An 18,433-nucleotide genomic window follows, 5' to 3' on the forward strand; every position below is an offset into this window, starting at 1 on the left:
GGCGAGAAGCCACAACGCCGCGGGCCGGCACAGTTAGAGTGAATTCATGAGTCAAAACAGCCCCCTGCCACCCAACGCATCGCCCGGGATCAACCTGCGCGGCGCCGTCGACCTTTCAGCTTTGAAAAACCGGGCCACCGCACCCCCTTCCAGTACTCCCTCCGGCGGTTCGCCCTATGCCGTGGACGTCAACGAGCAAAGTTTCCAAGAGTTTGTACAGCTCTCACAAAAGGTGCCTGTAGTTGTTGCATTGGGTTCTGGACGTTCGCAACAGTCGGCGCAGGTGAACGCGCTGCTGGAGAAGCTCATGAATGAAAATGGTGGAAAGATTGCACTGGGCCGCGTAGATGTGGATTCCAGCCCGCAGATCGCCCAGGCCTTCGGTGTCACTGCCGTCCCCACCGTCATCGCACTGATCAAGGGCCAGCCCGTCCCCATGTTTGAGGGCGATCTGCCCGAGGACCAGGTACGGGAATTTCTTGTGGAACTGCTGAAGGTCGCTGCCAGCAACGGCGTGACCGGAAATCTGGGAGGTGCACCGGAACCCGAGGCTGCTCCTGAACCGCCGCTGCCACCGCTGCACCAGGCGGCCCTGGACGCCATTGAGAGCGGCGATCTGGACCTGGCAAAGGCCAGCTATGAGAAGGCGCTGGCAGAAAAGCCGAACGACACCGACGCCAAGATCGGGCTGGCCCAAGTGAACCTCATGCGCCGCACGGCGCAGATCAATGTGGCCCAGGCAGAGGAGTTCCGGTCCCGCGCGGCCGCCGATCAGGACGACATTGACGCGGTTCTGGCCGTGGCAGACCTGGACGTCACCGGGGGCCATGTTGAGGATGCGCTTGCACGCTTGGTCAAGTACATCGGCACTCATTTTGGTCCTGAGCGCGACACTGCCAGGATTCGCCTACTTGAACTCTATGACGTGGTCGGTGTAGGCGACCCGCGTGTCTCGGCATCTCGCCAAGCACTGGCACGAGCCTTGTTTTAGGCGAACGCCACCGCAGCAATAAGCCCGGATACAAAAGCCCCATCCTTCCGTGAGACAAGCACGGCCTGGTTGGGGCTTTTGCGCCAAGTTCATCCTTTTGGATGTCCGGCTGTGGCACATCTGCTTGTTAGGGTTTGGCCATGGACAACATTTCAACGTGGCAACCTCCGGCGGCAGGGCTTCCGCCTGCCCTTTCCATCCGCGGTCTGACGAAGCGGTTCGGCCAGAAGCTTGCTGTGGACGGCATTGACCTTGACGTTCCAGCCGGCTCCTTTTACGGTTTGGTGGGCCCCAATGGGGCAGGCAAAACCACCTCCCTGTCCATGGCGAGCGGACTGCTGCGTCCGGATGCCGGGCAGGTCTGGGCCCACGGTGTGGACGTTTGGCAGCAGCCGCTGGAGGCCAAGCGGCTCATGGGTCTGCTGCCCGACGGCGTGCGCCTCTTTGACCGCCTGACGGGCGAACAACTTGTCAGCTACGCAGGGTTGCTGCGCGGCATGGACAAGGACACGGTGGCCAGCCGGGTCACGGACCTGCTGGTCGCCATGGACCTTGTCAAGGACGCCGGAACTCTTGTGGTGGACTACTCAGCCGGAATGACGAAGAAGATCGCACTGGCTGCGGCACTCATTCATGCACCCAGGCTGCTTGTCCTTGACGAGCCCTTCGAATCGGTCGATCCCGTCTCCGCGGCCAATATCCGCGACATCCTGGATGATTACGTCAAGTCCGGTGGCACCGTCATCGTCTCCAGCCACGTCATGGACCTTGTCCAGCGCATGTGCGACCACGTGGCCGTCATCTCCGCTGGTCGCGTGCTCGCAGCCGGCACCGTCGATGAGGTGCGTGGGGACAAAAGCTTGGAAGAGACGTTTGTTGAGCTGGTTGGTGGACGCAACCAGACGGGGGGCCTTTCATGGTTGCGCACCTCGTAAGGCTGAAACTGACGCTGCTGCGCAACTCCCTCAAGCGCAGCCCCTGGCAGTTGGTAGGCATCATTCTTGGCGGCCTGTACGGACTTGGCATGCTGGTCCTGCTCTTGGTGGGGCTGGCCGTGTTGGGCAGCGCTGAGCCGGAGTTCATTGGCACGGCGGTGGTCCTGGCCGGCGCCGCTGTAGTTCTGGGCTGGCTGGTGATACCGGTTGTGCTCAGCGGCCTGGACATGACTCTTGACCCGGCGCGCTTCACCACGTATGCCATCCCCATGAAGTCCATGCTGGCTGGGCTGCTGTTGGGCAGTTTCATTGGCATACCAGGGGCACTGACGCTCTTGGCATCGGTGGGCACTGCGGCATCGTGGTGGAGACATCCCCTGGCTGCCGTGGTGGCCGTGGTCTGTGGTGCCTTGGCTGCTGTGACATGCATAGTGGCGTCCCGTACCATCACGGCTGCAAGCGCCAGCCTGGCCTCGAACCGGCGCTTCAAGGACTTCAGCGGCATTATTGTGCTGGTTCCGCTGATGTTTCTGGGTCCCATCATGAACGGCATCAGCAACGGGGTGAGCGACTTCGGTGCCTATCTTCCGCAGTTGGCCAACAGCATTTCCTGGACACCACTGGGTGCAGTCTGGTCGGTTCCGGCAGACGTCGCCCAAGGTCACCACGGGCCCGCCGCGCTGAAGTTCCTCATCGCTTTGGCCACCATTACAGCCCTTGTCTGGGTGTGGAAGGCGTGCCTGGCCAGAGCGCTGGTCACACCCGCCGCTGCTGGTGGAGCGCGGCGTGGAAGAGGCAAGCTGGGATTCTTTGCCTGGTTCCCAGCCACGCCTTCCGGCGCCGTAGCCGCACGCTGCCTCACGTATTGGTTCAGGGATCCACGCTACAGTGCGGGCTTGCTGATGGCCCCGCTGCTGCCGCTGGTCCTTGTTTTTGCCGGCTCCCAATTTGACGGCGGGGCCGCCACCGGGATTGCACTGGGCTTTGGCTCCGCACTGGCGGCATCTTTGGTGGTCTGGTCCATCAGTGCCGACATCTCCTACGACAACACCGCCTTTGCCCTGCATGTTGCCACCGGTGTCAACGGCCTGGCCGACCGCACGGGCCGGGCTGTGGCAGCCGGGGTGCTGGCGCTGCCGCTGGGACTCCTCTACGCCGTCGTCGGTGCGATCTTTGCCAAAGACGCAGGCCAGCTACTGGGGACGGTGGGACTGGTCATCGGGGTGGTGGGTTCGGGGCTGGGGTTGGCCAGCGTGTTCTCGGCACGATTCACCATGAATGTGCCGCTGCCCGGGGACAGCCCCCTGAAGACGCGTCCGGGGAACGGGCTTGCCTCCGCCATGATCCAGTTCGCGGGATTTGCCGGCATGGGCCTGCTGGTGCTGCCGGAACTGGTTCTTGTCATTGTTGGCATGGTGACCGGGCAGGTGCTGTTCTCGTGGCTGGCACTGCTCGTGGGACTCATTTTGGGGGCGGTGTTCCTAGTGGTGGGCGTCCGGCAGGGTGCCGCACTTTACAACAGGCGGGCTCCGGAACTGCTGTTGTCGGTTTCGCTGGACCGTTAGCTGATGGCTGTCCGCACTGGATAAGGTGGAGGGCAGCAACTTTGCATGAATTTTTTACAATGCCACAGGCACGCTCGTGCCGCGAAAGGAAGCGTGTCATATGGAGGTCATCATCCTCCCCAGCAGCAAGGAAATTGGCGCCCTCGCCGCCGACTCCATCGAGTCGTTGGTGCGTGCCAAGCCCACAGCTGTCATCGGCCTGGCCACAGGGTCCTCTCCGCTGCCCATCTACGATGAGCTGGCACGCCGCCACGAGGAGGAAGGCCTGAGCTTCGCCGAGGTCAGCGGCTTTGCCCTGGATGAGTACGTGGGTCTGCCTGTGGGTCACTTTGAGTCCTACCGTGAAGTGATCCGGCGCGAGTTCACCAATCGCGTTGATGTGGTGGCGGAGAACGTACACGGTCCCGATGGTGCCAGTGAAGACGTGGCGGGCGCCTGCGAGACGTACGAGGCTGCCATTGCGGCCGCCGGCGGCATTGACCTGCAGATCCTCGGTGTCGGCACCAACGGGCACATCGGCTTCAACGAGCCCGGCTCATCCCTTGCCTCACGCACCCGCATCAAGACCCTGGCTGAACAGACACGTCAGGACAACGCACGGTTCTTTGACAGCATCTCCCAGGTCCCGCACCACGTGGTGACGCAGGGGCTGGGCACCATCATGGACGCCCGCCACCTGGTCCTGGTTGCGTTCGGGGCCGGCAAGGCCGACGCCGTGCGTGACTTCGTTGAGGGCCCCGTCTCCGCTGCGTGCCCAGCCTCCATCCTGCAGTTCCACCAACGTGCCACCGTCATTATTGACGAGGCTGCAGCCTCCAAGCTGGAAGGTGCAGCCACGTACCGCAACGCCTTCAACAACAAGCCGGCCTGGCAGGGCCTCTAAGCACAACAGCCTGGGCGCTCCCACGGCGCGAGGCGAGTGAGTTTCCTAACTCGCCTCCCGCCGTCGTTCCTCGCCTCGGTGAGTCGCGAGGCAGAAGACGCTAGAATAGAACCATGAGTTTGCCTCCAGACCCCTTCGAAAACCATCCCACGGGCAACCCCGGCACCGGCGGTGGATCGACCGCCGTGATTGAACGCCAGGAGATGCTCCAGGAAGTCGAGCCCGGCGACAGCGAGCGGTTCTCGCACTACGTCCGCAAGGAAAAGATCATGGAATCGGCCATGACCGGCGACCCCGTAGTGGCCCTGTGCGGCAAGGTGTGGACCCCTGGACGCGATCCGCACAAGTTCCCGGTCTGCCCCGACTGCAAGGCCATCTATGACGGCTTGAAGCCCGAGGGCGGCAAGGGCAAGGGCCCCAAGGAACCTAAAAAGTAGCCTTGGCACATTATTAATTTTGGCAGGCACGCCGGAACGGGCGTTGTCTTTGCTGTGCCCGGTTCCGGGTGCAAAGTGCAGGAAGAAGTGACAAGGATGGCGGGAAATTCGTGACGGAAACATTGTTTGGTGGCCCGTCGCTGCCTCCCGCCTACCCGGAGCGTGCTGCTTGGGGAACGGCGCAGAAACTACGTGCGTGGCAGACCCAAGCCATGGAAAAGTACTTCAGTGAAAATCCGAAGGACTTCATGGCCGTCGCCACCCCCGGTGCCGGCAAGACCACTTTTGCCCTGCACATCGCCACACAGCTCATTGCCCGTGGCACCATCAACAGGGTCACGATCGTCACCCCCACCGACCACCTGAAGCGGCAGTGGGCGGATGCGGCCGCCAAGGTGGGCATTGCCATCGACCCGAACTTCAAAAATGCGGACGGCCGCCATGGCAAGGGATTTACCGGAGTTGCTGTGACGTACGCCCAGGTTGCCAGCAAGCCGTTGCTGCACCGGGCGAAGACCGAGGCTGCACGCACGCTGGTCATCCTGGATGAAATTCACCATGGTGGAGATGCACTGTCATGGGGTGACGGGATCAGGGAAGCGTTTGACCCCGCTGCCCGTCGTCTTGCCCTGACGGGAACGCCCTTCCGCTCCGACACGGCGGCCATTCCCTTCGTGGAATATGCCGAGGACCGGGACGGGATCCGCCGTTCGAAGGCCGACTACACGTACGGCTATGGCGAGGCTTTGCGGGACCACGTGGTGCGCCCCGTCATGTTTATGGCCTACTCCGGCCAAATGCGTTGGCGCACCAGTGCCGGCGAGGAAATGGCCGCCAGACTGGGTGAGGCCGTGACGAAAGATGTCACCTCGCAGGCATGGCGCACAGCCCTGAACCCGGCAGGGGAGTGGATCCCCGCTGTGTTGGCCGCGGCCGACAAGCGTCTGACCGAGGTGCGCCGTGCTGTGCCCGACGCCGGGGCCATGGTCATTGCGACTGACCATGAGGACGCCCGCGCCTACGCAGCGGAGTTGAAGAAAATCACTGGCGAATCGCCCACCGTGATTTTGTCCGACGACTCCAAGGCTTCTGACAAGATTGACAAATTCTCCGCCGGTGACAAGCGCTGGATGGTGGCCGTGCGCATGGTCTCCGAAGGTGTTGACGTGCCGCGCCTGGCCGTTGGCGTCTACGCGACGTCCACTGCTACGCCGTTGTTCTTTGCCCAGGCGGTGGGGCGGTTCGTGCGTGCACGTAGAAGGGGAGAGACGGCGTCGATCTTCCTGCCATCGGTGCCCAACTTGATGGAACTGGCCAACCAGCTGGAGCTTGAAAGGGACCACGCTCTTGACCGCCCGGACAAGGATTCCGACGGCTTCATGGAAGAAGACGCCGAGATGGAGGAGGCCAACCGCGAGGAAAAGGCGTCCGACACCATGGAAAAGTTCAAATTTGAGGCACTGGAATCACAGGCCTCCTTTGACCGGGTGCTCTTCGACGGCGGCGAGTTCGGCACCGGCGGCGCCATCGGCAGCGACGATGAACTCGATTTCCTTGGCATCCCCGGTTTGCTTGACGCGGACCAAATGGGTGTGCTGCTGCGCCAGCATCAGGCCGACCAGCAAACCCGGAAGCGTAGGTCGTCCTCGCCCGTGGCAGAACCGGAGGCTGCACCGCTGGTGGACCATCGCATGCTCATGGACTTGCGTGGAGAGCTCGCGAAGAACGTCTCTGCATGGAGTGCGCGCTCAGGCATGCCCCACGGCATGGTGCACAGCGAACTGCGCCGAATTTGTGGCGGGCCAGCCGTGGCCCAGGCTAATGAATCCCAGCTCCAGACGCGCCTGAAGAAGCTCCAAGACTGGTTCATCGGCCGGAAATAGCGTTTTATTCTGCGCAGGATTCATCCCCCAACCATGCGCCACTGCATAACTGGCGCATGGTTGGCCCTTGAACTCAGCGCATAATAAAACTAGGACCCGGGTTACTTCACTTCCACACCGGCGTCTTCGAGTTCCTCGAGGGTTTCCTCGATCGCATCTTCATCAATTCCGGCAACGAAGTCGCGCAACACGGTGGTGTTGTAGCCGGCGTTGACGGCGTCCAGGGCCGTGGCGCGGACGCAGTGTTCGGTGGCGATGCCCACGATGACGAGGTCATCGATGTCGTTTTCGCGCAGCCAATCGTCCAGGCTGACGGGGGACTCGTTGTTCTCCGTTACAGATTCGTGGGCTTCACGCTCACCCACGGCAACTTCGTCTTCAGGGGCGAGCAATCCGTCGAAACCTGAGTAGCCGGCGTCGTACTTGCCCTTGCGGAAGTAGGCGTCAATGTCCTCGGTGTCCAAATTGCGGTGCAGTGCGGCGCCCTTGGAACCGGCGACGCAGTGCACAGGCCAGCTGGTGCGGAAGTCGGGCGTCTCCGAGAAGTGGCTGCCCGGCTCCACATGCCAGTCCTGGGTGGCTGCAACAAAGTCGAAGTCGGTGGTTTCGGCGAGCATCTCGCTGATTTCCGTGGCCAGTGCGGCGCCCCCGGCGACGGCGAGCGAGCCTCCTTCACAAAAGTCGTTCTGAACATCAACAATAATCAGGGCCTTGGCCATGAAAATCTCCTCTTGCTAAGCGGTGGGTGTGGGTTGTTCGTATTCTGTGGGGATGACGGGCTCCCCGCGCTGCAGGCGCCGGGCGGCCCCAGGCATCTCTGCCATGGAGGCAGTGTGGCGGGCCGCGGCGCGAACCACGCCCTCGGATCCGGTCCAGCCGGGCAGCAGTTCCCCGTCCTTGGCCAACTGTGAGAGCAGGGAGCGGTCATTGCCGTCTCCGGCGGGGCGGTGGCCGATCCCCACAACTTCCGCGGTGGCAATCCCTGCGCCGTTGAGGCGCCGCATCGCGTACTTGCGGCCGCCCATGCTGGCCTTGTTTTTTGCTGCCTTGGCAACGGAGACAAACTCTCCCTCGTCGCCCTCGCGGGAGACGAGCTTGTACACCATGGAGGCTGTGGGGGCCCCTGAACCTGTGACCAGCGACGTGCCCACGCCGTAGGAATCGACGGGGGCCGCAGCCAGGGCGGCGATGGCAAACTCGTCAAGGTCGCTTGTCACGGTGATGCGCGTATTCGTATTGCCCAGGGAATCAAGCAGGGCCCGGACGTCGCGCGCCTGGGCGAGCAGGTCACCGGAATCCAACCGGACGCCGCCTAAGTCCGGCCCGGCGATGGCGACGGCCTTGCGGACTGCTGCTTCGACGTCGTACGTGTCAACCAGCAGCGTGGTCCCGGCGCCCATGGAACCGAGCTGGGCACGGAAGGCGTCCTCCTCGGAGTCGTGCAACAAGGTGAAGGAGTGCGCTGCGGTGCCCTGGGTCAGCACGCCGTAACGCAATCCGCATTCGAGGTTGGAGGTGCTGTGAAAGCCGGCGATGACTGCGGCGCGGGAAGCCGCCACGGCCGACTCCTCATGCGTGCGTCGCGAGCCCATCTCAATGCAGGGGCGGGCGCCAGCGGCACCGATCATGCGGGAGGCGGCGGAGGCGATGGCGGAGTCGTGGTTCAGCACCGAAAGCACGTACGTCTCCAGGATGCAGGCCTCCGCAAACGTGGATTCAATGGTTAAAATGGGCGAATTGGGGAAATAAAGTTCGCCCTCTGCGTAACCGTAAATGTCGCCGGTGAACTTGAAATCGGCCAGCCACGTGAGCGTTTCGTCATTGACAACGTTGTGTGTAGCCAGGAAATTCAGCTCATCCGGGCCAAAGCGAAAGTGCTCCAAGCCTTCCAAGAACCGGCCCGTTCCGCCTACAACCCCGTAGCGGCGGCCGTCCGGAAGGCGGCGTGCGAAGGCCTCAAAAACGCTGCGGCGGTGCGCAGCTCCCGAGTGCAGGGCGGCCTGGAGCATTGTCAGCTCGTAGTGATCTGTAAACAATGATGTGCGGGGGTGGCCCCAGCTTGATGGCGTAGTCACGGAATTTACTTTAGTGCGGCAACACTAGAATGGACACATGAGTGTCAGCACAGCCCCGGAAACAGACCGGGAAGTCGTTACTCGCGAACTCATCTCCCCGGATATTCCGTGGGAATTGATCGTGTGGAATGACCCGGTTAATTTGATGAGCTATGTCAGTTACGTCTTCCAAAGCTACTTCGGGTATTCGGAGACCAAGGCAGCCAAATTGATGATGGAAGTCCATACCGTCGGCAGATCTGCCGTGGCTCATGGAACCAAGGAAAAGATGGAGGCGCACGTGGTGGCGATGCACGGCTTTGGCTTGTGGGCGACCGTGCAGAAGGGCAATGACCGTGGCTAAGGCCTTCTCCGCAGGGCGTCGCGGCATTACCGGTTTCCTCGAGGCCCCGGAGCGCGACCTCCTGCGCAAGCTATTCGTCGACATCATCACCATGCTGGAACCGGAAACACCGGCGTCCACCGATCCGCTAGCGGCCTTGATCGGTCTGGACATGGACGTGAGCGTCCCCACCGACCCTGCCCTGTTGCGGCTGCTGCCGGATGCCGTGAAGAACGACGCCGACTCCGCCCTTGAGTTCCGCCAGCTCACCGAACGCTCGCTGCGGGAAACCAAGATTGGTGCCCTGCGTGCTGCTTCCCTGGGGCTTGAAAGCGACAAACTGGTCCTTGATGCAGAAGCGGCAAAATTCTGGTCCATGGCGTTGAATGACGTCCGCCTGGTACTGGCCGAGCGGCTGGCCATCCGTGACGAAGCCGATGCCGAGCGGGTGCACCAGGTGCAGGACTGGGGTGAGGCAGACGACGTCGAAAGTTATCTGAGCCTGGTCTACAACTTTGTCTCGTGGCTGCAGGAAAGCCTGGTCCAAGCCATGTTGGCGGGACTGCAACGCCGCCCATGAATGTGTTCTTGGGCGCAATTGCGGCTGCACCGGGCGCGAAGGAACTAGTGTTGGAACGACCATGAGCACAACACCCGTAACAGTCCAAGGCCTGAAGGGCCGCACCGAAGGCCAGTCAAGCGACATGGCCGGGCGTGCCATTGGAATTTTCGATTCCGGTGTGGGTGGGTTGACCGTGGCACGGGCCGTCATTGACCAGCTGCCGAACGAGTCAATCCTCTATGTGGGCGACACGGCCAACGGCCCCTACGGTCCGCTACCCATTGCCGAAGTCAGGGCGAACGCCTTGGGTGTCATGGACGAACTGGTCGACTCCGGGGTAAAGCTACTCGTCATCGCCTGCAACTCCGCCTCCGCCGCGGTGCTGCGTGACGCCCGCGAAAGATACACGGCCCGCTACGGGATTCCCGTCATTGAAGTCATCCAACCTGCCGTTCGCCGTGCCGTGGCGGCCACCCGCACCGGGCACGTTGGCGTCATCGGCACCGTGGCCACCGTGGGTTCGCGTGCCTACGAAGATACTTTTGCCGCCGCCCCGAACCTGTCCATCACGTCCGTGGCCTGCCCGGACTTTGTCCGCTTCGTGGAATCCGGCATCACGGCCGGGCCCGAATTGCTGTCCACGGCTGAGGAGTACCTGGCCCCGCTAAAGGCTGCCGCAGTGGACACCCTGGTCCTGGGGTGCACGCACTATCCCTTGCTGACTGGCGTTATTTCCTATGTCATGGGGGATTCGGTGACGCTGGTTTCCAGCGCCGAAGAAACAGCGAAGGACGTCTATAGGGCTCTTGTCAGCCACGACTTGGAAAGGGTTGGCAGCGAAGCGCCCACACACCAGTTCCTTTCCACCGGGGACGCGGAGGGCTTTGGCATCCTGGCCCGGCGTTTTCTCGGTCCGGAAGTGCGGGCAGTGGAGCAGGTCAGTCACGTTTCGGCGCACTACCCCACCGGATCACTGGCTCGCATCACCCCCGACATGCTGGCCGCTGCCCGCGAAAGCAGCGGCGGGACCGGCTCACCCCGAGTCTCCAATTTTGTTTTGGGGGATTCGGTGGGCAGACTTGCTGTTCCGGGAAACGGCGCAGGGGAGCACACATGAAATTGACGATCGTTGGATGCAGCGGGTCCTTTCCCGGCCCGACGTCGCCCGCGTCCTGCTACCTTTTGACAGCGCACGACGGCGTGCGGCCCTGGCGGGTGCTCATTGACTTGGGCAGCGGTGCCCTGGGAGCGGTACAAAAATACATGGACTTGGAAGACATCGACGCGATTTTCCTGAGCCACCTGCACCCGGACCACTGCATGGATTTGTGCGGCCTGCACGTGGCGGTCAAGTGGGGACCGGACGGCTGGGACAGGGGGCGGATCCCCGTGTGGGGCCCGGCTGCAACGGCGGACAGGCTGGCCACCGCCTACGGCCTTGAGCTGGATCCTGGCATGCACGAAGAATTTGACTTCAAGCTGTGGCAGGAACGCGAGCCCGTCGAGGTGGGCCCGTTCAAGGTCATACCGTACACAGTGAACCACCCTGTTCCGGAGGCCTATGCACTGCGCGTGGAAGCCACTGAATACGACGGCACCGGACTGGACCGCACCTCCGTGCTCGCCTACTCCGGGGACACCGACAGCTGCCAGGGATTGGAAGACGCTGCTCGGAATGCCGACTTCTTCCTGTGCGAAGCAGCCTTTGAAGAAGGCCGCGACGACCACATCAAGGACGTGCACCTGACAGGCAAGCGTGCCGGTGAGGCGGCCACGCGTGCCAACGTCAAGCGCCTGCTGCTGACCCACATTCCGGTCTGGACGGACGCCAATACGGTGGTGGCCGAAGCACGGGAGACGTATTCAGGAGAGGTCGCCGCTGCCGTGGCAGGCGTGCACTACATCATTTAGCGCGGTGGCGGCAGCGGTGGTGGCGGGCCTGCAAAGATCCTCCGAAAGGAGCATCGTTTTACCAGTGCACCACGGATAGGCTCGAAGACAGGCAAGGGCGGCAAGCGCCGTCGTACTTGATCTGTAAAGGACAGCCACTATGACTGACATGCCACGCTACAACCCCGCCCCCGACCCATACCGGCAGCCGGCTGCGTCCGTAGTGGCGCCGACGCCCCCACCCATCATGAACACGATTTTTTACATGCTTCTGGCTGCAGCGGCACTGCAGGTCATCGCCGGTATCTTCGGCATCATGCATACCAGTTCCAGTGATTTCCGCGCGCAGACCACCGAACAGTTGAAGAGCCAAAATGCCACCGGAATCACCCCTGAGATGATCGATGTTTCGGTGGTCATTGTGATCGGTACGATTGCCGTCATGAGCGTGCTGGCCGTCATTGGCTACGTCGTTATTGGGCTGTTCATCCGCAAAGGCATGGGCTGGGCCCGTATTCTCGGTGCGATTCTTGCCGTGGTGTGGCTGATTCAGCTCACCGGGCTGACGATGCCCGGCGGGATCGCCACCATCTTGCAGATCTTGCTCGGGTTGACAGCCATGGCGCTGTGCTTCATGCAGCCGGCAGCCGGATTTTTCACGGCGAGGAAGAACTTTCGCCTGGCGAACAAGGTCCGCTAGCGCCCCCGGGCTCCCCAAACTCGCTGCGCTCGCCCGGGGCCCCTCGCCCAGTAGCGCCTCCCGGGCTCCCCAAACTCGCTGCGCTCGCCCGGGGCCCCTCGCCCAGTAGGCTTGAGCCATGACTTCACGTGAATCTGAAACCTTGCGCGCCGACGGCCGCACCAATGATCAACTCCGCGACATCACCATAACCCGTGGCTGGTCCAAACAAGCCGAAGGTTCGGCACTCATCGAGTTCGGCAACACCCGTGTGCTGTGCACGGCATCCCTGACGCCCGGAGTCCCGCGCTGGCTCAAGGGCGAAGGAACCGGTTGGGTCACGGCCGAATATGCCATGCTGCCGCGCGCCACGAACACCCGCAACTCCCGCGAATCCGTCAAGGGCAAAATTGGCGGGCGCACCCATGAGATTTCGCGCCTGATTGGCCGCTCGCTGCGCTCCATCATCGACACCAAGGCACTGGGGGAAATCACGATCGTCCTTGACTGCGACGTCCTTCAGGCCGACGGCGGCACGCGCACGGCAGCGATCACGGGAGCCTATGTGGCCCTCGCCGACGCCATCGCGTACGCGAAGGAGAACAAGCTGATTGCCAAGAACGCCCAGCCGCTCATCGACACGGTCTCGGCCATCTCGGTGGGCATCATCGACGGCGTGCCCATGCTCGACTTGCCTTATGTTGAAGACGTGCGTGCCGAGACGGACATGAACGTCGTTGTCACCGGCTCCGGCAAGTTCGTTGAGGTCCAAGGCACTGCCGAAGGCGCCCCCTTTGACCGCGAGGAACTCAACCAGCTGCTCGACCTGGCACTCATCGGCACCACGGAGTTGGCCCAGATCCAGCGCGACACCCTCGCCGGCTGATGACGGTGCCCAAACTCATTCTGGCCACCCACAACCAGGGCAAGCTGCGGGAACTGCGCGAACTGCTGCGCGGGCAGGTACCTGGTCTTGACGTGGACACCGACGTGCTCGACGCCGGTGCCATCCAAGCTCCGGACGTTGCCGAAACGGGGGTCACCTTTGCCGAAAACGCTCTGTTGAAGGCCCGCGCCGTAGCAGAGTTCAGCGGCGTCCTGGCTGTGGCCGACGACTCCGGGTTGGCCGTTGACGTGCTGGGCGGGGCGCCCGGGATCTTCTCGGCACGCTGGGCTGGACAGCATGGTGACGATACTGCCAATCTGCAGTTGTTGCTGGCGCAACTGGCCGACATTGGTCCGGAACACCGCGGTGCCCGTTTCGTGTGCGCCGCAGCTTTGGCGAGCCCTGATGGTTCCGTGGGGGTTGTTGAGGAGGGAACCTTGGAAGGGACGCTGCTGACTGTTCCGCGGGGAGACGGAGGCTTCGGTTACGATCCCGTTCTGGCGCCGCTGGGTATGGACGTTTCCTGCGCCGAGCTCAGCAGTGCGGAAAAGAACGCCATCAGCCACCGGGGGAAGGCGTTCCGGGCGCTGCTTCCGCACCTGGTGAAGGCGCTGTCCTAGACCTAGTAACCCGGCCAGACTGGGTACGCAACGAAAGCGACCCCGGGCACACTGCCCGGGGTCGCTTTTTTTGCGATGAATGCTTAGGCCTTCGGTGATTTTTTGCTGCGTTTGACAACGGCCTTGATGAATTCAATGCCGATGGGAATGACAGAGAGGGCGACGATGCCGATGAAGATGATGTCCAGGTTGTGTTGGACCCAGGGCACTTTATTGCCGAGCACATAGCCAAGTAGCGTGACGCCGCCAGCCCACAGGACTGCTCCAATGGCGTTGAACAGAATGAATCTGCGCATGTCCATCTTGGCGACGCCCACAATGACCGGGACAAAGGTGCGCACAATCGGCACGAAGCGGGCCAGAATCAAGGCCTTGCCGCCGTGCTTTTCGAAGAAGGCGTGGGCGCTGTCCACGTGCTGTTTCTTGAACAGCTTCGATTCCGGCTTGTTGAAAATGGCGGGACCGGCTTTTTCGCCGATGTAGTAGCCCAGCTGATTGCCAATGAAGGCGCAGACAATGAGCATGCCCATGAGCAGCCAGATATTGACCGGCATTTTTCCTGTGCTGACCAGCAGGCCAGCTGTAAAAAGCAGTGAGTCCCCTGGCAGGAAGAAGCCCACCAAGAGGCCTGTTTCGGCAAAAATGATAGCGCAGGCGATGATGACCACCCAGAAACCCAGCGCAGAGTTGTCCAGGATGTTCATGGGATCGAGCCAGTCGGGCAGGAGGCCAAGGGAGGGAACGGCGCCGTGCCCGGCAAATGCGGGCAGGGCGGATTCGCTCAGAGCAGTAAGTATCACGCTCCAAGATTACTTTACTTCCCGGTGCTGTCCCTCCACCTATAGGTGGAGGGACAGGGGGTTGACACCTGCCGATGCGGTTGTATGGTTAATTACATGACTAATGAACCCATGAGGTTGCAGTTGGACTTCATAGCTGGTGGAAGGAGGAATGTCCGCCGTGTTTGATGACAGCAAGCCGATCTTTGTGCAGATCGCCCAAATGGTTGAAAACGACATTGTGGACGGCGTCCTCGCTGAGGAAGCGCAGGTGCCCTCCACCAACGAGTTTGCAGCCTTTCACCGGATCAATCCCGCCACGGCAGCCAAAGGCGTCAACCTCCTTGTCGACGACGGAATCCTTTACAAGAAACGAGGAATTGGCATGTTTGTTGCCACCGGAGCCCGGGCCGTCCTTGTGGGCCGGCGCCGAGAAGACTTCTATGAACAATTCGTGCGGCCGCTGGCCCGCGAAGCCCGAAAGTTGGGTATCGAGCGCAGTCAGCTCGCAGCAATGCTGACGCGCGAAGCCGACGACGGCCTTGCTGATGCAGGCACGGGAACCAAGAAAGGAGCGTCATGAACACGCCAATAGTCCAAGTAGAAGACCTTTGCAGAAGCTACCGCGACGTCAAGGCGCTTGATCGCGTCAACCTGACCCTTGAGCAGGACAAAATCTATGGTCTGCTGGGCCGCAACGGCGCTGGCAAGACCACCCTCATGTCCATGCTCACAGCGCAGGGATTTCCCAGTTCCGGCTCGGTGCTCGTGTTCGGCGAGGCTCCTTATGAGAATGAGAGGGTATTGCGCCGGATCTGCTTTATCCGCGAATCGCAAAAGTACCCTGACGACTTCAAACCAATGCACGCCTTCAAGTCTGCGGCCCTGTTCTATAAGAACTGGGACAACGACCTGGCGCTGAGTCTGGCCCAAGATTTTCAACTTCCCATGAAACGCCGCATCAAGAAGCTATCCCGCGGCCAGCTTTCGGCCGTGGGCGTCATCATCGGTCTGGCCTCCAGGGCTGAACTGACGTTCTTTGACGAGCCCTACCTGGGCCTTGATGCCGTGGCCCGACAGTTGTTCTACGACCGTCTGCTGGCCGACTATTCGGAGTTTCCCCGAACCATTGTGCTGTCCTCCCACCTGATCGATGAAGTGGCAAACCTGCTTGAACACGTCATCATCATCGACAACGGCCGGATCATTGTCGACGACGACGCCGAAAACATCCGCGGTCAAGCCATCAACGTGGCAGGCACCGCCGCCAGAGTCGAGGCCTTCACGGCAGGGCGGACAATCCTGCACCGCGAACAGCTCGGAGCGCTGCAGTCCGTCACCCTTGACGGAGCGTTGAGCACGGCAGAACGCCGTGAGGCGCAGGAGTTGGGTCTAGAAATAGGCTCGGTCTCGCTGCAGCAGTATGTCATTAGAAAAACGCTCGACGCCGGGCTGTCGCCGGGCGGTACCCACCAGGGCACACAGGGAGCGGACAGCAAAAACCGGACAGGAGTGGCACGATGAACCGCGCAGTGGCAGTTGCCAGGATGCAACTCATCAACAAATGGACTTTTTTGGGCATACCCGCCGTCATTATTGGCGGCTCGTTCCTGTTCAGCCTCGTGATCTTTGCGCTGATCCCCAGCTCGGTGGGTGTGAAGTACTCCGGAGCTGGTCAGGCGGTCATGTGGTATTTCTTTGGCCTTGGCATCCAGTCCCTGACCCTGTCCTTCCCGTTCTCCCAGGGACTGAGCGTGAGCCGAAGGAACTTCTTCCTAGGCACCGTGGGACTGTTCACGGTGCTGGCCTCGGCAATCTCGGCGCTGTACGTTGTCTCTGGCATCGTTGAGAAGGCCACCAACGGATGGGGCCTGCAAGGGCGCATGTTCGCCATCTCCTGGGTGGCGGACCGGTCCTGGTTCGTCCAGTGGTTCTTCTACTTTGTGCTCATGATGTTTCTGTTCCTGCTCGGATTCTGGGCAGCCACCGTCTACAAGCGCTGGCAGGCCACGGGGGTCCTCGTCATGAGCCTGTCGTTCGCCGTGCTGGTGGTCGCAGCCATTGCGCTGATCACGTGGCAGGGCTGGTGGCCAGCTGTCGGGGCGTGGCTGATCACGCTGACCCCGTTGTCACTAGGCACCTTGGCTTTCGCGTTCGTGCTCATCCTGGGCATCGCGGCGTTCACCACGCTGCGCCGTGCGACCCCCTAGATGGCGGGCTGGCTGGCAGCTTGTCATGGCGGGGGAGTAACCTTGCAGGGTGGCTCTGGACTTTACTGCAATCGATTTCGAAACCGCCAACGGATTTAGGGGCTCCCCCTGCTCCGTGGGTTTGACGAAGGTACGCGGCGGGGTGGTGGTCGATGAGGGTTACTGGCTGATGCGCCCACCCGAGGGACACGACCACTTTGACTCGCGCAACATCACCATCCACGGCATCACGCCCGATGATGTCAGCACGGCGCCGCGCTTCAAGGACGTCTTCCCGGAGGTGCACAACTTCATTGGCGCCGATGCGCTCGTCGCACACAACGCAGCCTTTGACATTGGAGTGATCCGCTCCGCCGCGGAAGTCTCGCACATGCCTTCACCATCCTTTGACTATGCGTGCACTGTGATTCTTTCCCGCCGGAACTATGCACTGCCCTCCTACTCGCTGCCGTTTGTGGCCGAGGCAGCCGGGGTGCCCCTGCTCAACCACCACGACGCCACCGAGGATGCCCGCGCGTGCGCCGGCATCATGGTGGACATTGCCGCCAAGCACGGCTCGGGAAGCGTGCAGGAGGTCTTTGGCTCGATGAAACTGGCCATGCCGCACGTGGACGCCTACGACCCCTCCCGGGACGGGCTGTCCAAGGCCACCCGCTCGGCGCTGGATAAAATGGCGGAGCTGAAGGCTGGGATTGCCGCCGGAACAGCCCGCGGGGGCCGCTCCAGCTGGTCCACCGAAGGTCCCAACCCCGTGCCGAACCCGCTTGCAGACGCCTCGCACCCCTTGTACGGGCAGACGGTGGTGTTCACCGGCGATCTCGGCCTGGGTAGGCCCGAAGCCAAGGTCCGGGCGGCAGGCCACGGTGCGCAGTGCGCCAGCAGCGTCACCCTGAAAACCACGGTGCTGGTAGTGGGCAGCGGCTTCACGGCAAGCGACCTGCGCAGCGGCAGGCTCACCTCCAAGGCGCACAGGGTGTTGGAACTCCAGCGCCGCGGGCAGGGCATTGAGGTGCTCTCTGAAGGTGAATTCATGCAGATGGTCGGGTAGCAGCCCGTTCCCGTCATGCTGTGCAACAATCCTTCAGCCCGGACGCTGGGGCGTCCTACTGTGGGTTTATGAGCCAGCAAACCCGCCCCGCCGTCAGCTTCGCCTCAGCCGCGGATATCAGCCAGCTTCCGGATGTGGTCCAGGCTCCCCAACTCGGCAGGCTCCAGCGGATATTCGCTTTCCCCAACCCGGTGAACGAACATGCCGCCAGGTTTACCGCCGGCATTGTGGTGGCCCTGGCGTTGGGGGCCGTGGTGGCGCGGCTTGACTGGTTGGTGGCTGTCATTGCCGCGGGTTTTGTGCTCCGAGTGTCCTTTGGGCCGCGTATTTCCCCAGCCGCACTGCTGTCTGTGAACGTGTTGGCTCCGCTCCTGGGTGAACCCAAGCTCGTTCCCGGACCGCCGAAGCGTTTTGCCCAGGGCATCGGGGCTGTGTTGTCGATCGCAGCGTTCTGCCTGCTCATGGCCGGGTTTTCGCTGGCGGGCTGGACGTTGATCCTGACGCTCGTGGTGGCCGCCTCGCTGGAAGCGTTCATCGGCCTGTGCGTCGGCTGCGTCATTTTCGGCCTACTGCAGCGCCGCGGCCTCATCCCGGCCAGCGCCTGTGAGGAATGCGCCAACTTCAGCCTGCGAAAGCGCTGAGCCTGCTCACCCGCGCTTGTTTGCTTG

General features: G+C 62.1%; 21 protein-coding genes. 18 read left to right on the forward strand and 3 right to left on the reverse strand.

What is annotated here, in order from left to right; genetic code table 11:
* Positions 1-46: 46 nt before the first annotated feature.
* The 6 genes from JMA46_RS04660 to JMA46_RS04685 all read left to right on the forward strand — a co-directional run bounded on the left by JMA46_RS04660 (position 47) and on the right by JMA46_RS04685 (position 6,694).
* Positions 47-991: a tetratricopeptide repeat protein gene (locus JMA46_RS04660; RefSeq protein ID WP_207344124.1), complete on the forward strand. Its 945-nt coding sequence runs from the start codon at positions 47-49 to the stop codon at positions 989-991.
* A gap of 140 nt (positions 992-1,131) precedes the next feature.
* Positions 1,132-1,926 carry an ABC transporter ATP-binding protein gene (locus JMA46_RS04665; RefSeq protein ID WP_207344125.1) on the forward strand — a complete coding sequence of 265 codons (795 nt, stop codon included), beginning with the start codon at positions 1,132-1,134 and terminating at the stop codon, positions 1,924-1,926.
* Positions 1,908-3,491 (forward strand): transporter, encoded by a 1,584-nt coding sequence (locus JMA46_RS04670; protein WP_207344126.1) that lies wholly within the window; start codon positions 1,908-1,910, stop codon positions 3,489-3,491. The genes JMA46_RS04665 and JMA46_RS04670 overlap by 19 nt, the downstream gene beginning before the upstream one ends.
* A 100-nt stretch (positions 3,492-3,591) precedes the next feature.
* The gene (gene nagB / locus JMA46_RS04675) at positions 3,592-4,374 is read left to right on the forward strand and encodes a glucosamine-6-phosphate deaminase (protein ID WP_207344127.1); all 783 of its coding nucleotides are present in this window, start codon (positions 3,592-3,594) and stop codon (positions 4,372-4,374) included.
* A gap of 113 nt (positions 4,375-4,487) precedes the next feature.
* The gene (locus tag JMA46_RS04680) at positions 4,488-4,811 is read left to right on the forward strand and encodes a DUF3039 domain-containing protein (protein WP_207344128.1); all 324 of its coding nucleotides are present in this window, start codon (positions 4,488-4,490) and stop codon (positions 4,809-4,811) included.
* A 110-nt stretch (positions 4,812-4,921) separates the two neighbouring features.
* Positions 4,922-6,694: a DEAD/DEAH box helicase family protein gene (locus JMA46_RS04685; RefSeq protein ID WP_207344129.1), complete on the forward strand. Its 1,773-nt coding sequence runs from the start codon at positions 4,922-4,924 to the stop codon at positions 6,692-6,694.
* 101 nt (positions 6,695-6,795) lie between these two features.
* Here the strand turns inward: JMA46_RS04685 and JMA46_RS04690 are convergent, their stop codons facing one another.
* Both JMA46_RS04690 and JMA46_RS04695 read right to left on the reverse strand, forming a co-directional pair.
* Positions 6,796-7,413, reverse strand: coding sequence for an isochorismatase family protein (locus tag JMA46_RS04690; RefSeq protein ID WP_207344130.1), 618 nt, complete (start codon positions 7,411-7,413; stop codon positions 6,796-6,798).
* Between the two features lie 15 nt (positions 7,414-7,428).
* Positions 7,429-8,769, reverse strand: a complete 1,341-nt coding sequence (locus JMA46_RS04695) for a nicotinate phosphoribosyltransferase (RefSeq protein ID WP_207344131.1) — start codon at positions 8,767-8,769, stop codon at positions 7,429-7,431.
* Between the two features lie 37 nt (positions 8,770-8,806).
* Here JMA46_RS04695 and clpS point away from each other — a divergent pair, with 37 nt between their 5' ends.
* The 7 genes from clpS to rdgB all read left to right on the forward strand — a co-directional run bounded on the left by clpS (position 8,807) and on the right by rdgB (position 13,728).
* Entirely contained in the window at positions 8,807-9,112 is a 306-nt protein-coding gene (gene clpS / locus JMA46_RS04700; RefSeq protein WP_207344132.1) for an ATP-dependent Clp protease adapter ClpS, read from the forward strand.
* Positions 9,105-9,671: a DUF2017 family protein gene (locus JMA46_RS04705; RefSeq protein WP_207344164.1), complete on the forward strand. Its 567-nt coding sequence runs from the start codon at positions 9,105-9,107 to the stop codon at positions 9,669-9,671. The genes clpS and JMA46_RS04705 overlap by 8 nt, the downstream gene beginning before the upstream one ends.
* A 124-nt stretch (positions 9,672-9,795) precedes the next feature.
* Entirely contained in the window at positions 9,796-10,770 is a 975-nt protein-coding gene (gene murI, locus JMA46_RS04710) for a glutamate racemase (protein ID WP_247647058.1), read from the forward strand.
* A complete protein-coding gene (locus JMA46_RS04715) occupies positions 10,767-11,564 on the forward strand; it encodes an MBL fold metallo-hydrolase (RefSeq protein WP_207344134.1) in 798 nt (265 codons plus the stop codon). The genes murI and JMA46_RS04715 overlap by 4 nt, the downstream gene beginning before the upstream one ends.
* 139 nt (positions 11,565-11,703) lie before the next feature.
* Complete coding sequence (locus JMA46_RS04720) at positions 11,704-12,243, forward strand: hypothetical protein (protein ID WP_207344135.1); 540 nt, start codon at positions 11,704-11,706, stop codon at positions 12,241-12,243.
* 118 nt (positions 12,244-12,361) lie between these two features.
* Complete coding sequence (rph, locus tag JMA46_RS04725; protein ID WP_207344136.1) at positions 12,362-13,108, forward strand: ribonuclease PH; 747 nt, start codon at positions 12,362-12,364, stop codon at positions 13,106-13,108.
* Positions 13,108-13,728 carry an RdgB/HAM1 family non-canonical purine NTP pyrophosphatase gene (gene rdgB, locus JMA46_RS04730; RefSeq protein ID WP_207344137.1) on the forward strand — a complete coding sequence of 207 codons (621 nt, stop codon included), beginning with the start codon at positions 13,108-13,110 and terminating at the stop codon, positions 13,726-13,728. The genes rph and rdgB overlap by 1 nt, the downstream gene beginning before the upstream one ends.
* 83 nt (positions 13,729-13,811) lie before the next feature.
* Here rdgB and JMA46_RS04735 read toward each other — a convergent pair whose 3' ends face one another.
* Positions 13,812-14,513: a VTT domain-containing protein gene (locus JMA46_RS04735; protein ID WP_247647059.1), complete on the reverse strand. Its 702-nt coding sequence runs from the start codon at positions 14,511-14,513 to the stop codon at positions 13,812-13,814.
* Between the two features lie 166 nt (positions 14,514-14,679).
* Here JMA46_RS04735 and JMA46_RS04740 point away from each other — a divergent pair, with 166 nt between their 5' ends.
* The 5 genes from JMA46_RS04740 to JMA46_RS04760 all read left to right on the forward strand — a co-directional run bounded on the left by JMA46_RS04740 (position 14,680) and on the right by JMA46_RS04760 (position 18,406).
* Entirely contained in the window at positions 14,680-15,090 is a 411-nt protein-coding gene (locus tag JMA46_RS04740) for a GntR family transcriptional regulator (RefSeq protein ID WP_207344138.1), read from the forward strand.
* Positions 15,087-16,031 (forward strand): ABC transporter ATP-binding protein, encoded by a 945-nt coding sequence (locus JMA46_RS04745; RefSeq protein WP_207344139.1) that lies wholly within the window; start codon positions 15,087-15,089, stop codon positions 16,029-16,031. Before JMA46_RS04740 ends, JMA46_RS04745 begins: the two co-directional genes overlap by 4 nt.
* Positions 16,028-16,717, forward strand: a complete 690-nt coding sequence (locus tag JMA46_RS04750; RefSeq protein ID WP_207344140.1) for a hypothetical protein — start codon at positions 16,028-16,030, stop codon at positions 16,715-16,717. The genes JMA46_RS04745 and JMA46_RS04750 overlap by 4 nt, the downstream gene beginning before the upstream one ends.
* Before the next feature lie 49 nt (positions 16,718-16,766).
* Positions 16,767-17,765 carry an exonuclease domain-containing protein gene (locus JMA46_RS04755; protein ID WP_207344141.1) on the forward strand — a complete coding sequence of 333 codons (999 nt, stop codon included), beginning with the start codon at positions 16,767-16,769 and terminating at the stop codon, positions 17,763-17,765.
* A gap of 68 nt (positions 17,766-17,833) precedes the next feature.
* The gene (locus JMA46_RS04760) at positions 17,834-18,406 is read left to right on the forward strand and encodes a DUF4395 domain-containing protein (protein WP_207344142.1); all 573 of its coding nucleotides are present in this window, start codon (positions 17,834-17,836) and stop codon (positions 18,404-18,406) included.
* The last annotated feature ends 27 nt before the right edge of the window (positions 18,407-18,433 follow it).

The organism is Arthrobacter sp. E3, assembly GCF_017353415.1.
Lineage (GTDB): Bacteria > Actinomycetota > Actinomycetes > Actinomycetales > Micrococcaceae > Specibacter.

Coding starts and splice junctions, on each gene's coding strand:
- JMA46_RS04660 (WP_207344124.1), top strand. CDS start 47: ATGAGTCAAAACAGCCCCCTGCCACCCAACGCATCGCCCGGGATCAAC.
- JMA46_RS04665 (WP_207344125.1), top strand. CDS start 1,132: ATGGACAACATTTCAACGTGGCAACCTCCGGCGGCAGGGCTTCCGCCT.
- JMA46_RS04670 (WP_207344126.1), top strand. CDS start 1,908: ATGGTTGCGCACCTCGTAAGGCTGAAACTGACGCTGCTGCGCAACTCC.
- nagB (WP_207344127.1), top strand. CDS start 3,592: ATGGAGGTCATCATCCTCCCCAGCAGCAAGGAAATTGGCGCCCTCGCC.
- JMA46_RS04680 (WP_207344128.1), top strand. CDS start 4,488: ATGAGTTTGCCTCCAGACCCCTTCGAAAACCATCCCACGGGCAACCCC.
- JMA46_RS04690 (WP_207344130.1), bottom strand. CDS start 7,413: ATGGCCAAGGCCCTGATTATTGTTGATGTTCAGAACGACTTTTGTGAA.
- clpS (WP_207344132.1), top strand. CDS start 8,807: ATGAGTGTCAGCACAGCCCCGGAAACAGACCGGGAAGTCGTTACTCGC.
- murI (WP_247647058.1), top strand. CDS start 9,796: ATGGCCGGGCGTGCCATTGGAATTTTCGATTCCGGTGTGGGTGGGTTG.
- JMA46_RS04715 (WP_207344134.1), top strand. CDS start 10,767: ATGAAATTGACGATCGTTGGATGCAGCGGGTCCTTTCCCGGCCCGACG.
- JMA46_RS04720 (WP_207344135.1), top strand. CDS start 11,704: ATGACTGACATGCCACGCTACAACCCCGCCCCCGACCCATACCGGCAG.
- rph (WP_207344136.1), top strand. CDS start 12,362: ATGACTTCACGTGAATCTGAAACCTTGCGCGCCGACGGCCGCACCAAT.
- rdgB (WP_207344137.1), top strand. CDS start 13,108: ATGACGGTGCCCAAACTCATTCTGGCCACCCACAACCAGGGCAAGCTG.
- JMA46_RS04740 (WP_207344138.1), top strand. CDS start 14,680: ATGTCCGCCGTGTTTGATGACAGCAAGCCGATCTTTGTGCAGATCGCC.
- JMA46_RS04745 (WP_207344139.1), top strand. CDS start 15,087: ATGAACACGCCAATAGTCCAAGTAGAAGACCTTTGCAGAAGCTACCGC.
- JMA46_RS04750 (WP_207344140.1), top strand. CDS start 16,028: ATGAACCGCGCAGTGGCAGTTGCCAGGATGCAACTCATCAACAAATGG.
- JMA46_RS04760 (WP_207344142.1), top strand. CDS start 17,834: ATGAGCCAGCAAACCCGCCCCGCCGTCAGCTTCGCCTCAGCCGCGGAT.